The organism is Streptomyces sp. NPDC005423, from assembly GCF_040606415.1.
Classification (GTDB): Bacteria; Actinomycetota; Actinomycetes; order Streptomycetales; family Streptomycetaceae; genus Streptomyces.
The window spans coordinates 1-20429 of the sequence record NZ_JBEXET010000071.1 but is presented as its reverse complement, the minus strand read 5'-3'; the positions used below and the strand labels follow the sequence as shown (position 1 = coordinate 20429).

Sequence of the window (20429 nt, the reverse complement as noted above, 5' to 3'; positions counted from 1 at the left end):
TTCGTCCCAGCGGTGGTGTCCTCCGAGAATCGTCCCGCCACGGGAGACAAGAATTCCTTCCCCCTCCGCAGCATTGTTGATTCCATCCAGAAGATCCTCGTTGCTGAGCTCTTCGTGGTACCACTGCGACGCCGGGTCCCGAGTCGATTGCCCCTCACGGTATTTACCGCCGAGATCGCCAGCCTTCTCGTTGCGCGGCACGAACTCCGGGCATCCGCCAGAATTGTGAACAAGGACCGGAGTGGCACCAGCGAGTACATAGTACGTGTGCATGTCGGCCACGGTGAGGTTGTAAACAGTGGCCGGCTGGGTCCATCGGTCGACATCGGTGATGTGGATGACGGCGTCGGTGGAGGTGCTGAGTCGTTCGCCGTCGATGAGCTGGGCTGCGTCGACCCAGCTGCCGAGTTCGGGGACCCAGAAGGGGTGTCCGGCTGTGGCGGTGACCGAGGCGGTCTTCTTCTTGCCGTCGACTTCGATGGAAAGGGTGATTCTGACCAGGTTCTTCAGACCCTTGCCGACGATCTCGGCAGTGACCGTCTTGACTTCGGTGCGGCCGGTTGCGGGATCCGTGGCGAGGACCTTGTCCCCGGTCTTCACGTCCTCGATGGGCTTAATCGTTCCGTCCGCCATCAGGACCTGGGTGCCGGGAATGAAGCTGTTGCAGGGCCTTGCGGCTACGGCGCGCCCACCCAGATAGGCCAGCACGGCCGTATCGATGGCATCGTCGATGAAGTTGCCACGGGCGACGGCCGCAGCTTTATCGCTGCACTCCTCTGCGTTGTAGACGCAGTAGGTGGCCGCGATCTCCTTGGCCTTCTCGACGTCCTTGCCGCCGTGGAGTACGTAGAGGTAGGCCTGACGGCACCCCTCGCGGCCGTAACAAGCGGTGCCTTCCTGGGCGGATTCGTAGACCGGGTTGTACCAGAAGTCGTCTGTGAACTCCGCGTTCATTCTGGGCGACCAGTACTGGTCCGCGAGTTTGTCGAGGTTGTTCGTGACCGGGGTGTTGGCCGCCACCCACTGCTTCTTCGCGGCTTGGGCCCGCTTGTAGATCCTGCCGCGGTGGTAGTCGACCGTGCCGGACTTGTTGTCGTAGCCGACTTCCTTCTTGGTCTCCTTGTCGCATCTGCTGAGGTCGTACTGGCAGGAGTTGGGCTTGGAGCCGATCTCCGTGCCCGCCGGGTCGGAATAGGTCAGCGGGTTGTTGTTGGCGTAGCTGTAGCCGTGCATCTGCTGCGGGTCGCCGGCCGTGAAGACCGGGTCGACCGACAGGAAGCGGCCGGTGGCGGGGTCGTACTCGCGCGCTCCGAGATGAGTGAGCGAGGTGGCGGTGTCGCTGGTGCCGCCCACGAAGCCCTTGGTGCCGGTCCAAGTGCTCGGCGCGGTTCCGCGCAGCCCGCCGAACGGCATGGTCCGGCGCTGGGTCAGCGCCTGGGTGTCGGCGTTGACGGACAGTTGGGCGGTGCCGTGGTGGTCGGCCAGAGTGAAGGAGATGGTTCCGTCGTTGGCCTGGACGGCCTGGTGACCACCGCCGAGGTCGAAGTAGCGGGTGCCCTTCGCGCTGGTGGCACCCTTCGCCAGGGTGATCTCCGTGTCGCCCAGGTAGAGCGTGGTCTCCGTCGGTGTGCGGCCGATCAGACGGGAGCCGTCCGCGTCGTACAGGTACTCGGTGACCTTGTCGCTGCCGCCCTCGACGGGCTGGGTGACCTTGGCGAGATGGCCCTCGATGTCCCAGTCCAGGGTCTGGGAGGTGCCGTTGCCCAGTTGCCGGGTGTGGGTGTAGCCGCCGGTGTCGTAGCCGAAACTGTCGGTGGATTTCACCGTGCCGGTGGTGGTGTCCACCGAGTTCAGCTTGTGCGGCTGGGCGGTTCCCGGATCGGGGTAGTGGTAGCTCCGCTCGGTGTTCGAGGCGCCGCTGGTGGTGGCGTGCTGGGTCTCGGTGAGGCGGTTGCCGACCTTGTCGTAGGAGTAGGAGGTCCAGTACGGGGCCGGGCCGCCGAGCGTGCTGGTGCTGGGGGTGGTGGCGCAGCCGGTGGTCGACTGGGCCCAGGCCTCGGTCAGCCGGCCGAGGTAGTCGTAGCCGAAGCACTGGTTGTCCGTGCCGGAGCGGGAGGTGTCCGAGACGGACAGGACATTGCCCGCCTCGTCGTACGTGTAGGTGTTGTTCTGGTCGGATCCCGTCACGTCCTGGCGTCCCACCGCCGAGGTGGCCAGCCGCTGGGTGCCCCACTGGTACGTGTTGTTCTCGTACGTGGTCTTCCCGCCGTTCGCGGACATTACGTACTGCAGCGGCTTGCCGGTGTAGCTGTAGCTCGTGGTCGCGGTCAGGTTGAGCGGGCCGCTGACCTTGATGGGCCGCTGAGTGCCGTCCTCGTAGGTGTAGGCGACGGTGTTGGCGGCGAGGTCACCCGCCTTGGGATAGCCGATGCCCTTCACCGTGCCCGAGGCGTTGTAGCTGGGCGTCGTCACATACGTGCCCTGCAGGGCACCCTCCGTCGACGGGATCGTCACCGACGTACGCAGCGGCCGGTACAGGCGGTCGTAGGCCACGACGCTCGACTTGTACTCCTGGCCGCCGCTGTAGCGGGAGCTGGAGGTGAGATGACCCTTGGCGCCGCTGATCGTGTCGTAGACCCACTTGGCGCGCAGCGTTCCGGTGGAGGAGTTCTCCCGTAGTTCGGTCTCTCGGCCCAGACCGTCGTAGACGTACGCCAGGACGCTGCCGCGGCCGTCTTTGGCGGTGGCCAGCTGAGAGCGGTCGTCGTACTCGTTGTGGCCGGCGCCCTTGTCCGGGTCGGTGGTGTCGGTGAGCCGACCCATCAGGTCGTAGGTCCAGGTCCAGTCGTTGCCGGCCGGGTCGGTGACGTTGGTCAGCTCGCCCCGGGGGCTGTACCCGTAGGTGGTGGTGTCGTAGGGGGCGTCGGCGACCCTGGTGTGGAGCAGGCGGAGTTCGCTGGTGCGGCCGCGGGCGTCGGTGACCGTGGTCTGTGCGGTGCCGCCCACCGGCGGGATGACCGTGGTGGTGTTGCCGCCGTAGACGGTCTTCGTGATCCCGAGGACGGTGCCACCATCACCGTTTCCGGCGATCTGCCGTAGTTCGGTCTCCCGGCCCAGACCGTCGTAGGTGTGCCGGTTCTGGGTTTCCACGCTGAGCGCCTTCTCGGGCTTCAGGAGCGTGGTCGAGGGCGCGTCGGTGATGTAGTAGGTCGCGAACTCCTTGGTGACCAGGCCTCGTTCGTCGTAGAAGGTGTCCGCGAGCAGTGCTCCGCCGTCGGGGCCGGGTGCCTGTGTCTGCCGTGTGCGCAGGAAGCCGTCGTAGAAGGTGTACGAGGTGTCCTGAGTATCCGAGTTGCCGATTGTCTTGGTGGACACCACGACCGGCTGGCCGTCGGTGATGGTGTAGCCGAACTCGTAACTGGGCGTCTGGCCGGTGTTCCGGTCCGCCTGCCACACCTTCGTGGTGCGCCCCAGGGCGTCGTACGCGGAGGTGACGGCCTTGCCGTTGGTGTCGGTCTCCGTGAGCGGCAGCCCGCGCAGGGTGTCGTAGGCGGTGGTGGACGTCTGCGCGGTCGTGGTGTCCCCGGCTGTGGCAGGCGGGGTGGTCACCGAACTGCTCGTCGGGAAGCCCGTGGTCGGGGTGTACGCGGTGGTCGTGGTACGTCCGTCGGTACGGGCGGACCGGGTCAGCGTGCCCGCGGAGGTGACTGTCACGTCGGCGGTCAGGTCGGTGGTGGTCAGCGCGCGGCCGTAGCCGTCGTACGTGGAGCTGGATTCGAGGTAGAGCGCGCTGGAGCCGCTGTACGTCTTGAGCTTGGCGGTCCTGGTGGCGTCGCCCTTCGTGGCCGCGGCGCCGTACGCGCCGCCGTCGTAGGCGGTCCGGACGTCGGATATGACGTCGGCCGGCCGGCTGGTCGTGGCGTCGCACGCCTTGGCGACCGTCTCCACCCGTGCGGGGGCGCCGACAGGGACGCTGCCGGAGACGTAGGTGGTGCGGGTGCACTGGTCGTCGGCGGCGGTCGTGGTGTCGCCGAGGTCGTTGGTCTGGGTGACCAGGCCGGTGGTGGTGTCGTGGGTGTCGGCCGTCGAGGTGGTCTGCCACTTGGCGCCCGCGCCGTCGTCGAGCGAGGTCCAGGACTTGCTCGATGCGTTGCCGGTCAGGTTGGCGGTCACGGTGCCCCAGGTGCGGACCTTCTTCGCGGTCTGCTGGTACCAGGGCCGGCTCACGGTTTTGGCGAGCACCTTGCCGCCGGGGCCGGAGTAGGTGACGGTCTTGTACGCGAACCCGGCCTGCGACTCGTGGTCGGTGATCGCGTCACCTTCGCCCGAGCCGAGGTCGACCGCCACGCTCTTGGTGCCGCCGGAGGCGTTCTTGCGGTCGCCGTCCATGCCGCGGAGGAAGTACGAGTCCTCCTGCGACTTCATCGCAGAGGCGCCGCCCTGACCGCCAGCGCGTACCCGGACGTGTCCGTAACCACGCCACTGCGACCAGGTCTTGGACTTCTCCTTGGTCATCCCGTCGTCATCGTCATAGTGCCAGGCCGCGCCGTCCAGGTAGTCGTACATGGTGACCTGGTCGGGCGAGCCGCCGGTGCGGTCAGTCGAGGTGACGGTGGCGACCACGTACTTGTTGAACCACTGCAGGACGGGGTCGTCGCTCGTGCTGCCGCCGATGTACTGAGGGAAGCAGCGGGTCGTGTTGGTCTCGGGTGTGGGTAGCGCGTCGAAGTCGCACTCCGAGGCCGAGTAGCCGACGTCGATCTGGCCGCCCGACTCGTCGGCGACGGTGGACAGCCGGGACTTGATGAATGGGGCGAAGCCGTCGCCGGTCTTGTCCAGCCGGTTGGCGAGCTGGGTGTAGGCCAAGGTGACCTTCGGCAGGGTGATGGACGTGCCGCCGGTGCCGTAGCCGGTGCGCTGGATGGAGTCCAGCAGTAGTTGGTAGTCGGTATCGGCCATGCCCCAGCGGTGGGTGAGTTTCCAGCCGTCGACGTTGCTGTAGGACCCGGACACGAGGACCTGGGTGGTGACGGAGGTCAGCCGGTCGCGGGTGAAGAACGCCGGTGAGAACCGGCCGTTGTCGCAGTCGGTGCCCGCGGTGCAGTTCAGGTCCCACGGAGTGTCGTACCAGTACTGGGCGTCCGTGGAGATGGACGAGCAGGTGGTCGAGCTGTCCGGGATGCACCGCTCGCTGCTGGTGAAATCGACCTTGGCGAGTGCCTTCGCCGAGTACATGGCCGTGCTCTTGAGGCCGTACTCGATCCGGTCGATCGTCCCGCCGCGCACGTACGGTGTGTCGTCCGCGGCGGTCAGGTTGCGGCCGTAGGAGTTGGTCTCCTTGTCGTAGTAGTACGCGACCGCGTCGCCGTGCGGGTTCACGACGTAGTCCAGGTTCCAGCGCCAGCCCTGCTGGCACCAGGAACCCGCGAACGTCGAGGCGTGGCACTGGTCGTCGGCGTCGTCGCCGAAGACCGGCACCGTCCAGGCCGAGTCGGTGGTCTCGTTGCCGCTCGCCCAGCCCGGCAGCCGGTTGTAGCCGAAGTAGTACTGGGTGCCGTCGGGGGTGGTCACCCTCCAGTACTCGTCGTTGCGCGCGCCGTTGGACCGCACGTCGGAGGAGGTGCCGTAGATGCGGTCGACCTTCGTGCCGTCGTCGTTCTGGAGCTTGAAGGAGTTGGTGCCGTTCGGCACCAGTTCTCCGCCCGAACCGTTCAGCGACAGCGTGGCGTTGTCGTACGCCCAGCACAGGTCGCCCGGCTTGTTCCCGTCGGCGTTGGTGACCCCGTCGTCCGCGCAGCTCTTGTAGGTGCGCTCGATGAAGCCGGGCGCCAGGTCGAAGCCGTCACCGACCCACGAGGCCTGGTTGTTGGTGTTTCCCGAACGGCCGTCGACACCGCCGGAGGAATAGGACAGCCCGACCTGCGGAGTCAGCCCGCCGGGCACCTGCGGCACCGCCATGTCGTACGCCCAGGAGAAGGAGCCGCTGCTCAGATCGGTGTTCCAGGTCGACGAGGCGGCCAGAGAGGTGGCCTTGAAGTCACCCTTGTCGCCGCTCGCCGAGGCGGTCGCGGCCAGCACGGTCGTCGTGCTCGTGCTCAGGGCGACCGAGTCCGTGGTCAGGGTCTGCTTGGCGGTGTCGTTGATGGTCGGCACCGGCTCGGCGGTACGGCACTGCTTCTTGTGTGGGGTGCTCAGCGCGCACTGCGGCAGCCGGACCAGGGCAACCGGGAGGCGTAGTCACCGCCGTACAGGCCGGCGAAGGAGGAGTAGTCCAGTGCGGCGTGCGCTTTTCCGGCCCGCTGTGCGGCGCCCTCGCGGGGAGCCAGGGTGAAGACCGGGCCGTCGACACCGGCCTTGCGTGAGTCCGCGCGCGACAGCGTGCGCACCGTATAGGTGCCGGTGGCCGCGTCCGAGCGGTCCTTGGTGCCCAGAGTGAGCGGCAACTCCTCTACTACGGATGACTTTTGACGGAGTGTCACTTCCGTAGTGATCGTCTTCGGCCAGCTTGTGGCCGGTGCCTCGGCGGGCGTTCGGGGGCCCTTCGTCACCTTGCGGGGCACGGCCTTGCCCACCGGGACACTGGGGACGGGGGACTCGGCCTGCGGCACGGCGGGCATGTGCCAGCCTTCGGCGACGGCGGGGACCCCCGCCGTCTGGAGCAGTGTCGCGGTCATCACGGCGGCCGTGATGACGGCCACTCTGCGCCACGGCCGTGTCGTTCTGGACCGGTGTCTGATCCTCATACGCGTTCGTCTTCCTCCCGTTGAGTGCCCGCGGGCAGCGGGGAACCGCGCACGACGCGGTGAAGTGTTTGGCCGGAGACGGGCCCGCCGCTCACGGCGGCCCGTCCCCGGCGGGTTGTGCCGGTCAGTCGCCGCTGGGGACCGAGGTCTCCACGCCGGGGTTGCCGATGGCGAGGTGGTCGATCTGTGTCTCGGTCAGTGCGCCCTGGAAGACCCAGACGTCGGAGAGCGAGCCGGGGAAGTTCTGGACGGGCGTGGTGCCGACGGTGTCTTGGCCGAGCTGCAGGGTCTTGGTGGCCTTGTACGTCAGGACGGTGTCGGCCCACGAGACGGTGTCGGTGCAGCTCGCGTCGTCCTGCACGCCGTCCTCGTCGGCGTCGGCGCAGGCGGTTTCCTGGAGCTCCCCGTTGACGTAGAGGCGGATCTCCTTGGAGAAGCCGTCGTAGACGAGTGCCATGTGATTCCAGTCGGTGGCGCTGTAGAACATGCCGTTGCCGATGTCGGAGACGGCGGCAGAGGCGCTGTCGGTGTCGGCGGTGGCGATCCGCCAGCGGCCCGGATCGGTGGCCGGGGTGGCGCTGGGCTCGTAGCGCACCGCGAACGCGCTCTTCGCTGCTCCGGGTGCGCTGATGACGGTGACCGGACCGGTCGGGACGGCCGCGGCCTGGACGAAGGCGCTGACGGTGAAGCTGCCGCTGGTGTCGACCGGCACCACGGGGGCTGCGGCGTAGTCGTTCGTACCGTCGAGGACGACGGCACCGTCGACCCAACCGGAGCCCGTGGTGGCGCCGTTGTAGAGGGTCATGGCGTTACCCGAAGTCGAGGCGTCGGGCGAGCTCAGCGCGGTACTGGCGGCCGGGTCGAACTTCCAGCGTCCCTTGACCACGGCCCGCTGCTTGAACAACTGCTGTACCTCACCTGCGGACACCGGACGGTCGAAGAGCCGCACGTCGTCGATCTGCCCGGGGAAGAAGGAGGTCGCCGCACCCTCGAACGAGCTGGCGCCGATCTGCACCGCTCCGCCGGCGTACCAGGTCGAGGGCAGGGCGACCGTGCCGGCCAGGCTCCCGTTGACGTACAGCGAGAGGGTGTCCGCCTCCGTGTCCTGAACACCGACCAGATGCGTCCACTCACCGCCGTACGCGGTGGTGCCCGTGGGCTGCATGGCTCGCACCACCGTGGAGTCGGCGGTGTCGGCGCTGTGCTGGTTGAACACCCAGCGGTCGTAGGAGCTGGAGTAGTACAGCTCCGGTCCTGTCACCGCGGTTCCGCTCTGGGTGGCGACGGTCGCCGCATGGGTCGGTTTCGTCTTCGGCAGTTTCACCCAGGCCGACACGGCGAAGCTGTAGGAGGTGTTGATGTGCGGGCCGCCGGTGGCGGCGTAGTCGTCGGTTCCGTCCAGGGTCAGCGCGTTGCCGTCCACACCGGCCGAGCCGGTGGCGGCACCGCCCTTGAGGACCGCGGGATTCACGTCGGCCGCGCCCTTCAGCGTGGTCGCGTCGGCATCGTCGTCCATGGGGAAGACCATGCGAGCGGGCCGGCCGCCGCCGATCGAGTTCGAGCTGTAGAGGCCCGCGATCTCGGCCGCTGACAGCGGCTTCTCGAAGGTCTTCACCTCGTCGATAGTGCCGGGGAAGGGTGAAGCGGGCGTGGACGCCCCGTCGAGGAAGCTGCCGCCGATTATCATGCCGCGCCGTGCGTTCCAGGGCGTGCTGTAGGCCGCGGTCCCGGCCAGAGCGCCGTTGACGTACAGCTTCAGAAGATTCTCACCGGCGGAGTAGATGCCGACCAGGTGCGTCCATTCCCCGGCTTTGACCCCGCCGGCGGCGGCCTGCATGGCACGGACGGGGGTGCCGCTGGAGCTGTCGGAGCTGTACTGGTTGAACACCCAGCGGTCGTAGCCTTGGGAGTAGTACAGCTCGAACCCCGGTGCGTGGTTGCCGCGTTGGGAGACCGCGACCGCCGCTCCGGACGGCATGGCGGAGAGTTTCACCCACGCGGACACCGAGAAGCTGATGTCGGTGTTGACGGTGGCGATGTCCGTGGCGGCGTAGTCGTCGACGCCGTCGAACTGCACCGCCGTACCGAACTTCCCCGCTGCCTTCGGCGTCGGACCGTTGTACAGGGTGGCCGTCTGCTCGGGTGCGCTGCCGGCCACCGCCGTGGCGCCGGCCGCCTCGTCCATGGACCAGTCTGCCCGCTCCCGCTGTCCCGCCTTGACGCGGAACTGGTAGGTGCGGATCTCGGAGCCGTTTCCGGCAGCGTCGAAGGAGCGTGCGGTGAAGGTGTTGAGGCCGGGCTTGAGCGGGAGGACCGGCACGGTCCTGGCCGCTCCGCCGGAGGTGGTGACGGTGTTGGTGGAGACCGGGTCGTTGTTGATGCCGAACCAGTACTTGGTCACGTCGGAAACGGCGCCGGTGACCACGAAGTCGCCGTACTGGCCCACCCCGTCGTACCAAGGGTCGTCGGGGTCCTCGGGGTTCAGGGCCGGGTAGATCGCGGACGAGATGGTCGGCGCCTTGGGCACACTTGTGTCGTACACGAAGTAGCAGGCGGTGGGGTCACCCGAGTACGACCACGGCGAGTACTGGGCACCGTCGTAGGAGCGGACGTACCAGTTCACCGTCTTGTTGGCGGGAAGAGAGGACGGCAGGGTGATCGCAAAGTCCGAGCCGGACTTCTTCGCCGTCGTCCGCCCGGACTTCCAGCGGGTGACGACTCCCTTGCCGTCGCCGGTGTCCCAGCTCGCCCAGAACTCGACGGCTACGGTGTCGCCGTCGGGGTCGGTGACGTTGTTCGCGTAGATCTTGCCCCGGGTGCTCACCCGCGCTGCAGCGGCCGGCTTCTTGCACGAGCCGCCGTACTCCATGGTCAGTTGCGACATCTTGACCTGCGGCGGCGGGCGGTTGTACTGCACGCGCAGATAGGCGTCGTCGGAGAACCGCTTCCATCCGTACTCGTCGAGTTCGTTGGCCGACTTCAGGCCGAAAGTCATCGTCGACCACTTCTTGTTCGCCGCGTTCTGTACGGCGGACTTCACGTCGAACTCCGCGTCCTTGGCGGCGCAGCCGGTGAACCCGTAGGCGAAGGACGCCGTCTTGAGGTGGTCGATCCAAAAGCCGTCCGCGTTCTGCGAGTTCCAGGTCGTCGACGAGGAGATGTCCTTGGTGCGCCACAGCTCCACGCTCCGCGCCGAGCAGGACGCCGACCAGGTGTTGCGGACTACGAACTCTGCCTGCAGCACGCTGCGGCCCGCGAATTTCGAGGTCGGGATGCGGTAGAAGAGCCGCTTGGTGTCGTACGGCGCGCAGTAGGACCAGTAGCAGTAGCCCATGCCCGCGTCCGAGTCGCCGTTGAACTTCCACTGCGGCGACGACGCCCAGTACTTGGAAGCCATCGTCCAGGCCGTGGCTTTCGGGGAGTACCACTGGGGGTCGATGAACACGGGGTACACCGTGTCCTTGCCGCGCAGCACGTCGCTGTCGGGTGTGAGCACGAGGGCGTTCTGTCCGGCGGGAACGTCCACGCCGACTGGTGCCATGTTGGCAGACTCGGCGGCCGTGGCCTGGGAAGAGCGCGTTGCGGTCCCAGCGGCAGCAGCGCCGGAACCGGTGGCGGACTGCTTGGCGGTGGCGGCCGGTGCCTGGCTGCTGGAGTCCCACATCATGGGGCGGGGGGCCTCGAAGACGGCGCTTCCTGCACCCTCATCGACTGCGGCGACGCCTCCCTCGGCGGTCTCCTCCACCCGCATGCCGTCGGCGTCCAGCTTCAGCCGCAGTTCGCTCAGTTCCGAACTCGCCGCGGCTTCGGCCGACTTGACGACCAGGAGCTGGGTGAAGCCGTCCTGCTGGGCTTCCATCTGCAGGTCGACGTCGGGGAGTACATCCGAGTAGGTGACGGTGTTGCCGTTCAGCTGCGGGGACGGCAGTTCCTTGGGCCAGGACAGCGCCAGTCCACGGCCGCTCTTCGTCATCCGCACCAGCGGATCTGAACCGCCACCGGAGAACGTCAGGCCGATGGTCGTGGCCTTCGGCATCACCGTTCCGTCCGCCCGCTTCGTCAGGGTGGTGTCGATGTCCTGCCACTTGCCGTCGACCCGGGTCCGCACCGGGCGCAGATGCTCGCGGTCTTCCAGGTTCCCCTCCGGGGTGGCGTACACCTCACTGCTCTCCCCGCGCCGCGAGATGATCTCGACGGGCTTGCCGGTACGCGCGGCCTCGGCCAGAGCACGGGTTTCCTCGCTCGCCCCGTGCTCCACACCGTCGTCGGCCGCCGCACCTGCCGCGTCCAGGCCGGCAACCTCCGCGGCCGGACCGCCGGCTCTCTCCTCGGTCATAGCCGTGGCGTCATTGACCGCACCCGCCACCAGCACCACTGCCGCGACTAGCAACACGCCGGCTCTGCGCCGCCGACGCCCACCCCCGTACAACGTCACGTGAACTCCCCCCGGATGAAAATGAGTTGGACCATCACCGGCCGCGCTCGGCCAGGTGATCAGACCGCAACATAAGTCATCCACAGCTTTCTTACTAGAGACTCACAAATGGACATGAGTTACAGAAGGCGCCAAAAATCCAAACTCGCTGTGTGGCACATTTCACAAAAGTGCGCGAAGTCCGCCACAATCCAACGTCTTGGCGTGAGGGCGGCGATACGCCTGCTGCGGTAGCCCCTTCCGTCTGCACCACCGCCGAGCCCCCAGCGACGCCTTCAGGCCGGGACCGTCGGCGCGGTGCTCGCGTGCGGGTGAACCCCGCGACTACGAGCAGATCGCCCTCCAGCTCACCGGGCACGCCCGCGCCGTGGCCGCCGACGTCCGGCGCCACGCCGCCGCCCTGCCCAAGAGCGACGGCCGCGGAGCCCTCGCCGAAGTCATCCTCCGCGAAGCCGACCGACGCCTGTCCACCCCGCTGGAGGGCACCGCCCGCTGCGTACAGAACCGCGCCCGCCTCGTACGGGCCCTCTACACGAGGCTGGACCGCCTCACCGAACCCGTCCCGGCCACCCCGTAGCCACCCCTGCGGGTCGAAGGCCAGCGAACCGCCGCGCGGCCTCTGCGGCTGGCCCCGCCCCCAAGGACCGCTGGTGTCCGAACCGAGGCCGCATTCGAAGTGCCGCCAAGTCAGCGGTAGTTGGCATTCCAGTAGGGTGGCCGGCTTCAGCGAGCGTGCCTCACGGGTTCTGCTGAGCTGCTTCGTGACGCCTTCTACGCGATTCCGCCATGCGTCGTCGCTGCGCGGGCTGAGCGTAGAGGAGAACCGCGGCTTCGGCGACCAACTCGGCAATGTCAGCGAGTTCTTCGGCGGAGTACGCGACACCGTGATGCACACTGTCGTTCCCGACGACTCGCGTCTCGTCCAGAGCCGTGATGACGTCGACCGGCAGGCCTTTGGCCGCGAGCTCCTGGATCTTTCCGTGCAGGGTGTGATGCGTGGCGCCCTGGTCCTTGCACAGTTCTTCCACCGCCGACCGGTATCCGACGCCGGCGAGCCGGGCCGCGCCGGCGTTTTCTGCCCGTGAGGCTTCCTCAAACGTGCTGCGGATCCGTTCCGGTACATCTGGGGGCAGCACGCGGGGTGGGGGAGAGGGCCACAGCACCAGCCGCGTCATCTCTTCGATACGGGCGTCTTTGCCCCAGCCTGTCTACTTGCACTCGATGACTTCCAGGACCGAGCGACCGCACAGCTGACACACCCTTCCGTTGAGGTCGGGCTTGTAGGTGATGCCCAGGATGGGGAGGGCTCGTTCGGGTTGGTCGCGGATGGCGCGGGTGGTCTTCGCGATGTTGGTCGCTCCGAGGGCTTTGAGGGCTCCGATCGCGAGGTTGCGGAGGGAGGCCATGGCACGGGGTGCGTTGCCGGCGTGGACAGTGGAGGCGTCTTCGGCGAAGGTACGGTCGCGGATGTGGTGCTGGGCTTCCACGGTCCAGTGTCCGCGCAGGTGGGATGCGAGTTCGGCCGGTTTCGCCTGGTGGACGTCGGGGCTGGTGACCGCGTAGACGGTCTCGCGGGTTTCCTTCCTGCCGGTCTCTTTGCGGCGGCGGTGGACGCGGAGGGCGAGCTTCGTGTGAGGGAAGGCGATACCGCCGAGGTTGTCGGCGATGGTGAGAGTCTTGATCGAGCGGGACTCGTGACGGCCGTGTCCCTTGTTCGAGGCGGTGTGCTGGATGGCCACCGCATGCCGGTCGAGACCGTCCAGTTGGGCCCAGGCGGTGGGCTGATTGGGCTTGATCACGGCCACGTAGTGCGCCTTCTTGGTCTCGGCCAGCCAGGCGACATTGGCCTTCACGGAGTGCAGCGCGTCGAAGGTCACCACGTCTGCGTCCAGGTCGAGCGGTGCGAGCAGAGGCTGGAAGTGCCGTGTCTCGTTGGTCTTGGACCCAACCTCAGCCTGGGCGAGGGTGACCGGGCAGCCGTGGGTGACGGCGGACAGCAGGTGCCGGCGGGGCTGGTCCAGGCGGGCGGAGCCGCGCAGTGCCTTGCCGTCCACGGCGATCACCCGTCGCCTGCCCGGGGCTGCGGCGGTATGGCGGTGAGCCAGCCAGGCTCCCGCGGCCGCATCGAGTGCGTCGGTGTCGAGACGCTTGAGGACCCTCCCGATCGCCGGCCTGGACGGCGCATGCCGCCGGCGCAGCAGGTGACGGCGCACGCCGAGCATGGCGAGCAACCCTGCGTCGGCGCGGGCGCCCCACTCGGCGAGTTCGTCGATAGTCCGGGCCCCCGAGACCGCGGCGGCCGCGCAGACCAGCAGGATCGAGGTCAGCGAGTACCAGCGGCCCCGCCGGGCGCGAGGATCGGGCACCGCTTCCAGAAAGAACCGCAGGTCAGACATGTCGTCCGGATTGAGCGGACCCAACTTGGCCAATACTGCAGGGATCGGGGAAGATGAGACAGCGGACACGGGAACCCTCTTGATCACTTGGCTTAGACACCTGAATGATCACGGATCCCGTGTCCGCTCTGCCATCCCCCCCAACCCGCGGCATCCTCACGCCAGTTGGACGATCCCGGGAACTTGCGCAAGCCCTGCCTGGGGGCGGGGGGAGGCATCGCATCAGCAGATGACACGCCTACAGACACCGGCGTGGTCATCAACAGTGAACCGCCGCAGGAGACGGATCCGGCTGATACCGACCTCGTCGATGTCCCTGCGGACCAGGTGACCACGGAGCCGGATATTCCGGGCGGCGACAGCACAGGAGTCGGTAACTCCCCTGACGGCCGCAGGTGCGAGGTGTCGCGCGTCTACACACCTACCTACAAGGGTGGAGACCACCACAAGGGTGTGGGCGCTCCTAACGCCAACGCCAACAACACCAGTCACACGGCCAAGTCGACCTTCACCGCCGAAGTCACCGGCACTGTGGGGGTGACCTACACCGGACACCTCTCCGTCAGCATGGAGGCCATGATCGGCAAGGTCGAGGCAAAGTGGGACTTGAGCTTGTCCGCCTCGATGACCGCGAAGCTGGGCAATTCGATCTCGGTCGACACCCCGGCGCACAAGATGACCCACGCCACGTATGGCGTCTACCGAGTGCGGACCCAGGGGACGAGCTACGTGGTAGCGGAGAACTGTAAGATCACTTCGAAGAGCACCGTGACGAGCTACACCCCTCACTACGTCGGCTGGTACATCTGGGAGTCGAACGCCTGATGACAAGCACAGGGTGGCCCGTCCGCCTCACCGGTTGCATGCTTGTCGCCACACTGGCGGCCGCGGGCTGCACCTCCGCTCACCAGGACAAAACACTGCCCACCCGCCCCGCCCGAGGCGCCACCGCGTCGCCTGCCCTTACCCCGGCCAGTTCATCCCCTGACCCGCACGCGCCTTCCGTTCACAAGGCCCCGACGATCAGCTCAGACGGCATCACGCCCCTGACCAGCGCCACTGCACTAAAAAGTAACGCTGTCTACCCAATTCCGGGTGGAATCATGGCAGGCAAGACCCTCGCGATCGCCATCAACTGCCAAGGTTCGGGTCGGCTCACCGTACAAGTCGAGCCAACGGGGCTCTCTTTTCCGCTGCTGTGCGAAAGGGGAAAGGTGCTGCCCACGATGAACGAAATTCACATGTCCCACAACCACAACCGCGGTGCGCTGCGCTTCACTGCAGAGCCCAACGTCACGTGGTCGTTCTCGGTCGGCTGGGACCCTCATCCGCCTCGGCAGCAGTAGGCATCCAGACCAGGTTTTACAGAGGGCCGATGGAGACTCCACGGGCATCAATCGCCATCGGAGACCAGCCAGTAGCCGGCCTGCCCATCAGCTCAGTCAAGGCTTTTTCACCTATCGCAGTGTGAACTGCGAAGATTCTCTTCGGCTGGCGAGCGCAGTTGTCGGCTCAGATGCCGATGAGCCGGACGCGGTCGCCGCACAATCGGGCCATGTCGTCGACATCGGACGTCAGCATGGTTACCGGACCCGGCTGGCGCAGTGCCACCTCGGCGACGGTCGCGTCGATCGCGTACTTGTGACCGTGCAGCCCTGCGGCCTTGAGCAGTTCTGCGGATGCTTTCGCGGCCGCCTCGGTCACCGGCTCGACCTTGACGCGGGAGAGCGCCCACTGCAGTCGAGGCATGTTCACCCGCGCATGGGTCACTTCCACGATGGTGTTGGCGCCGATGACGAAATCGGCACCCATGGCATGGAACACCTGGAACATCGCGAGGATCTTGCGGTCCTGGGCGATCCAGGCGGAGAGCCCCTCGGAGTCCAGGACGACGGTCTCGACGTGCTTGATCACGCCGCGCTCGCCGACCCGCCGGCGTCCGCCGTGCCGAAGATCCTGGAGCGGGCCTCGGCCAGTTCCTCCTCGGTGAACGCCCCGTGTTCCTCCTGGTGGCGCTGCAGGTCGGCACCGAGCAGTTGGTGCCGTAGCTGACGTGCCACCGCCTCGGCGACATATCCGGAGACGTTGTCGGTGAGCTTCCGCAGTTCGGCGACCTGGTCGGTCGGCAGTGTCACCGTGATGCGTGTCGTGTCCGCCATGACTCGAGCATACTGCGGTATGCGCGCCCTGCGGCCGTTCTGTCGGTGATCCCCGTGCTCACGAACGTGGTCCGGGGCCGCCGCGATCCCCTCCGCCCGACATATGAAGTGCCTGCGGCAGGAGTCCTGTTCCCACCGGTGAAGGCATGGCCCGAGCTTGCCGGTGGGTGACAGTACGTGGTGAAGTCCGGTGATGGCGGGGGCCGTGAGGACCACCCGGATGGCGATGGAGCGGAAAAGAGTGGCACGGATCGTCGTACGAGAACCGCGCACGGTCACGATGAGCGCACCACCGCTTGCCGCCCCCGAGGCGACCGCTTGGGCGCGGGAGCTTCTCGACAGGGGCTGGGCAGCGGTGTTCCTGCCCGGAGAGCCGGCCCGTCTCGGGCGGCTCCTGCTCTGGCAGCCCGCCAGGGCGGTCGCCGGAGGCGGTGTCCCGCCGGCGGGTGTGGAGACCGACTCGGTGGAACTGGTGCTGCCGCATGGCCGCTCGGTCAGACGACGCAGGGTGAACGGCTACGCGCTGCCCGTCGCGGTCGCCGTGTCCGCCCTGGCCGGGGCGCAGCCGCCGCACCCGTCCGCCGCCGCCTGGCAGGCGGCCACCCGGTTCGCACTGCGGGTGCTCGCCGACGGCCGCCTCCACCCGGCCCTCACCCCCGCCGGTTACGACACCTGGCTGGCGGGCCCCTTCACCGTCACCCAGCGACAGACGCTGGACGCTTTTGCCAACGCCTTCCCACCCCACGCCCACTGCCTGCCGGAGCCGGGGCCGCCGCCCGTGCGCATGGCCGAACCGGCCGCGCTGGTACGCCGGTTCTGCGACGCGGTCGCCGACGACCTGGCCCGTACTCCCGCCGTGCCGCTCGCCATGGGAGTACTGCCGTACGCCTGGCGCGAGACGCGTACCGTGCCCACGCTGCGCGAGTGGGCCGAGGAGACCGCTGCCGCGTTGACCGCCGAGGTCGGCGTCTCGCTGCGTGTCGACGTGCCCGAGGGCCGACGCCGACAGTTCCGGGCCGTCCTGCAACTGCACACCGCGGCGGATCCGGCGCTCGTCGTGGAGGCCGCACGACTGTGGAGCGAGCCCGGCGAGGTGGAGCGGCTGCTCGGCCCGCGTGCCGAGACCGAGACACTGCTCGCGCTGCGCCGCGGCGCCCGAGCCTGGCCCCCACTTCAGCGACTGCTGGCGGACGCCGCCCCCGAACAGCTCCGGCTGACCGACGACGAAGCCTTCGACCTGCTGGGCGACGCCACCGACGCGCTGCGCGCGGCCGGTATCGACGTGCACTGGCCGCGCGAACTGGTCAAGGCGCTCACCGCGACCGCGGAGATCGGGCAGCGCACCGCCCCCGGCTCCACCGCGGGCGGCCTCCTCGACGCCGACGCCCTCCTCGACTTCCGCTGGCAGGTCTCTCTCGGCGGCGAGCCGCTCACCGAGGCCGAGATGAACGCCCTCGCCGAGGCACGCCGTCCCCTGATCCGGCTGCGCGACCAGTGGGTGGTCGCCGACCCGAAGCTGGTGGCCCGCGCAAAGCGCCGCAGGATGGAACCGCTCACCCCCATGGAGGCCCTGAGCGCCGCGCTGACCGGCGAGGTGGAGAGGGACGGGGAGACGTTCGCCTGCGAGGCGGTCGGTGCGCTCGGAGATCTGGTCAACCGTATCCGCGATCCCGAGTCCCGCACCCCCGCCGCCCAGCCAGCCGCTCTCAAGGCCACGTTGCGCGACTACCAGAAACGGGGTCTCGCCTGGCTGGCCGAGATGTGCGAACTCGGCCTCGGCGGCTGCCTCGCCGACGACATGGGCCTGGGCAAGACCATCACCCTGCTCGCCCTGCATCTGCACCGCCAGACCGACCCCGCCACCGCGGGCCCCACCCTCGTCGTCTGCCCCACCTCCCTGCTCGGCAACTGGGAACGCGAGGCCGCCAGGTTCGCGCCGACCGTCCCCGTGCGCCGCTACCACGGCGGCGACCGCCACCTCAAGGACCTGGATGGTGACGAGATCGTCCTGGTCACTTACGGCGTGCTGCGGCGCGACCGTGACGTCCTCGCCGGAACCGCCTGGTCACTGATCGCCGCCGACGAGGCCCAGCACGTCAAGAACCCCTACGCCATCACCGCCCGCGAACTACGCGCCCTGCCCACCCGCGCCCGCGTCGCGTTGACCGGTACCCCCGTGGAGAACAACCTCTCCGAACTGTGGGCGCTCCTCGACTGGACCACCCCCGGACTCCTCGGCTCGCTGTCCGCCTTCCGCGACCGGCACGCCCGCGCCATCGAGGCGGGAGAGGACCCCCAGGCCGCCGAGCGCCTGTCCCATCTCGTACGGCCCTTCCTGCTGCGCCGCAAGAAGTCCGACCCGGGCATCGCGCCCGAACTGCCGCCCAAGACCGAGACCGACCGGGTCGTCTCGCTGACGGCCGAGCAGACCAGCCTGTACGAGGCGGTGGTCCGCGAGACTATGGCGAAGATCGAGGAGTCCGTGGGCATCGCCCGGCGCGGCCTCGTGCTGAAACTGCTCACCGCGCTGAAGCAGATCTGCAACCACCCCGCCCAGTACCTACGCCAGTCCACGCCGCTCGCCGGCCGCTCCGGAAAGCTCGACCTGCTCGACGAACTGATCGACACCATCACCGCCGAAGGCGAATCGGTGCTGGTCTTCACCCAGTACAAGCAGATGGCGACCCTCCTGGAGAAACATCTCGCCGAACGCGGCACCCCCACCCTCTTCCTGCACGGCGGCACCCCCGTCGCCAGGCGCGAGGACATGGTGGAAAGTTTCCAGCGCGGTGAAGTGCCGGTGTTTCTGCTGTCGTTGAAGGCGGCGGGCACCGGACTCAACCTCACCCGTGCCACCCACGTCGTGCACTACGACCGCTGGTGGAACCCGGCCGTCGAGGACCAGGCCACCGACCGCGCCTACCGCATCGGCCAGGACAGACCCGTACAGGTCCACAAGCTCATCGCAGAGGGAACCGTGGAGGACAAGGTGGCGCAGTTGCTCGCATCCAAACGCGCGCTCGCCGACGCCGTCGTCGGCTCCGGTGAAGCCGCCCTGACCGAACTGTCCGACGCCGACCTCGCCGAACTCGTCGCCCTGGGGAGGCAGGCATGAGCTCCTCGATCCCCGGCCCGCGCCGTGCGCCCGCCCGCGGCAAGCGCGACTTCGCTGCCACCTGGTGGGGTCAGGCATGGGTCACCGCCCTGGAGGACTCCACCCTCGACGCCGGGCGTCTGTCCCGCGGACGCACCTACACCCGCAAAGGCATGGTCGGCCCGACCACCATCGCCCCGGGCCAGGTCAAGGCCGCCGTCCAGGGCAGCAGACCGCGCCCCTACCGCTCCTCGGTCCACCTGGCCGTCCTCACCGACGCCCAGTGGGACACCCTGCTCGACACCATCGCTGCCCGTGCCGGGCATCTCGCCGCGCTCCTCGACGGCGAGATGCCCACCGAACTCGTTGACGACGCCCGCCAGGCAGGCGTCCCACTGCTGCCGCAGCCCACCGAACTCGACCCCGCGTGCTCCTGCCCCGACTGGGGATACCCCTGCAAGCACGCCGCCGCGCTCTGCTACGCCATCGCCGCCACCATCGACGCCGACCCGTTCGCGCTCTTCGCCCTACGCGGCCGCAGCCGGGAGGAGATCCTCACCCAGCTGCGCGCCCGCCGTACGGCAAAGCAGGAGACCGCCACCCCACCGGCCCCGACGGGCATCCCGGCAGCCGCCGCGTACGCCCGCTGGGCCGAACACACCCTCCGGCTGCCCGAACCCCCCGCTCCGGCCGCCCACGCCGCCGCGCTGCCCGTCGTCCCGCCCTCCGGCAGCGGCCTGGCCACCACGGACCTGGAACGCCTCATGGCCGACACCGCCGCACGCGCCGCGCGGCTCCTCGTGGGCGACACCGCCGGCCTGCATCTGACCCAGCACCAGGACGCGGTACGGATCGCCGCGAGCGGCCCCGGACCCGAGTGGTTCCACCACCTGATCCAGAACACCGGCACCAGACCGACCGCGTTCGCCCGCCTCACCCGCGCCTGGCGCCACGGCGGCCCCATCGGCCTCACCGTTGCGGAACAGCCGCACACCCCCGACCCGGCGGTGATGACGGCCGCCCGTACCGCCCTGACCGCGGCCCTCGCCGAGATGGCCACCGCCCCTGTCCCCCTCCGTGCCTGGCGCAACCGCCTCACCCTCACCGGCCACGGCATCCAGCTCCGACTGGGCCCCGACGCCCGCTGGTACCCCTGCCTCCAGGACGACGATGGCGAATGGTGGCCCGCAGCACCGGCCGACACCGACCCGGTCGCGGCACTCACCTCGGTCTGGCAACAGGCCACGAAGCGAGACGAGTAAGGGGGACGACGGACCCCGCCCGCCGGACGGCGCCTCTCCCACGGGGTGCGACACACAACTGTCGGCGCCACTCGTCGGCCTCGATGCGCCCGCGCCCTCTGCGGACGTTGCATGAGAACGAGTGAGCGGGGGAGGGTACCAGGGCTTCGGCGAAGTCGCGTGACGTCCGTTTCGTGATCACGCGAGCCCGAGGAGGGTGAGCAGTCGGTTCGCGTCGCGGGCGTTGTGGCGGAGGTCGGCGGCGATGTTGGTTGAGCCAGCCAGTCGCAGGGCTCCGATGGCGAGGTTGCGGCAGGTGGCCATTGCTCGGGGCGCGTTGCCGGTGCGCAGTTGCGAGGCG

9 protein-coding genes and 3 pseudogenes are annotated in these 20429 nt (G+C 68.4%); 5 read left to right on the top strand and 7 right to left on the bottom strand.

Annotated features, from left to right (window positions below):
• Window positions 1–213: 213 nt before the first annotated feature.
• Both ABZT12_RS37345 and ABZT12_RS37340 read right to left on the bottom strand, forming a co-directional pair.
• Window positions 214–6743, bottom strand: a pseudogene (locus ABZT12_RS37345) (polymorphic toxin-type HINT domain-containing protein); the annotation flags it as partial.
• Between the two features lie 124 nt (window positions 6744–6867).
• On the bottom strand, window positions 6868–11079 hold the full coding sequence (locus tag ABZT12_RS37340) for a LamG-like jellyroll fold domain-containing protein (RefSeq protein WP_356393696.1): 4212 nt from the start codon (window positions 11077–11079) through the stop codon (window positions 6868–6870).
• Between the two features lie 418 nt (window positions 11080–11497).
• Between ABZT12_RS37340 and ABZT12_RS37335 the strand changes: the two are divergent.
• A pseudogene (locus ABZT12_RS37335) lies at window positions 11498–11755 on the top strand (restriction endonuclease); the annotation flags it as partial.
• Window positions 11756–11915: 160 nt separating this feature from the next.
• Here ABZT12_RS37335 and ABZT12_RS37330 read toward each other — a convergent pair.
• Window positions 11916–12353 carry a DUF4145 domain-containing protein gene (locus ABZT12_RS37330; RefSeq protein ID WP_356393693.1) on the bottom strand — a complete coding sequence of 146 codons (438 nt, stop codon included), beginning with the start codon at window positions 12351–12353 and terminating at the stop codon, window positions 11916–11918.
• Window positions 12354–12386: 33 nt separating this feature from the next.
• Window positions 12387–13574, bottom strand: coding sequence for an ISAs1 family transposase (locus tag ABZT12_RS37325; protein WP_356393690.1), 1188 nt, complete (start codon window positions 13572–13574; stop codon window positions 12387–12389).
• A gap of 252 nt (window positions 13575–13826) precedes the next feature.
• Here ABZT12_RS37325 and ABZT12_RS37320 point away from each other — a divergent pair, with 252 nt between their 5' ends.
• Both ABZT12_RS37320 and ABZT12_RS37315 read left to right on the top strand, forming a co-directional pair.
• Window positions 13827–14399 carry a hypothetical protein gene (locus tag ABZT12_RS37320; RefSeq protein WP_356393687.1) on the top strand — a complete coding sequence of 191 codons (573 nt, stop codon included), beginning with the start codon at window positions 13827–13829 and terminating at the stop codon, window positions 14397–14399.
• Window positions 14400–14677: 278 nt separating this feature from the next.
• A complete protein-coding gene (locus tag ABZT12_RS37315; RefSeq protein WP_356393684.1) occupies window positions 14678–14920 on the top strand; it encodes a hypothetical protein in 243 nt (80 codons plus the stop codon).
• Window positions 14921–15086: 166 nt separating this feature from the next.
• Here ABZT12_RS37315 and ABZT12_RS37310 read toward each other — a convergent pair whose 3' ends face one another.
• Both ABZT12_RS37310 and ABZT12_RS37305 read right to left on the bottom strand, forming a co-directional pair.
• Window positions 15087–15488: a DNA-binding protein gene (locus tag ABZT12_RS37310; RefSeq protein WP_356393681.1), complete on the bottom strand. Its 402-nt coding sequence runs from the start codon at window positions 15486–15488 to the stop codon at window positions 15087–15089.
• Entirely contained in the window at window positions 15485–15733 is a 249-nt protein-coding gene (locus ABZT12_RS37305; RefSeq protein ID WP_356393678.1) for a type II toxin-antitoxin system CcdA family antitoxin, read from the bottom strand. The genes ABZT12_RS37310 and ABZT12_RS37305 overlap by 4 nt, the downstream gene beginning before the upstream one ends.
• A 280-nt stretch (window positions 15734–16013) precedes the next feature.
• On the opposite strand from ABZT12_RS37305, the gene ABZT12_RS37300 reads away from it, so the two are divergent.
• Together ABZT12_RS37300 and ABZT12_RS37295 are read left to right on the top strand one after the other, a co-directional pair.
• Window positions 16014–18848: a DEAD/DEAH box helicase gene (locus ABZT12_RS37300; RefSeq protein WP_356393721.1), complete on the top strand. Its 2835-nt coding sequence runs from the start codon at window positions 16014–16016 to the stop codon at window positions 18846–18848.
• The gene (locus ABZT12_RS37295) at window positions 18845–20089 is read left to right on the top strand and encodes an SWIM zinc finger family protein (RefSeq protein ID WP_356393675.1); all 1245 of its coding nucleotides are present in this window, start codon (window positions 18845–18847) and stop codon (window positions 20087–20089) included. Before ABZT12_RS37300 ends, ABZT12_RS37295 begins: the two co-directional genes overlap by 4 nt.
• A 177-nt stretch (window positions 20090–20266) precedes the next feature.
• On the opposite strand, the pseudogene ABZT12_RS37290 reads toward ABZT12_RS37295, so the two are convergent.
• Window positions 20267–20429: pseudogene (locus tag ABZT12_RS37290) on the bottom strand (ISAs1 family transposase); the annotation flags it as partial.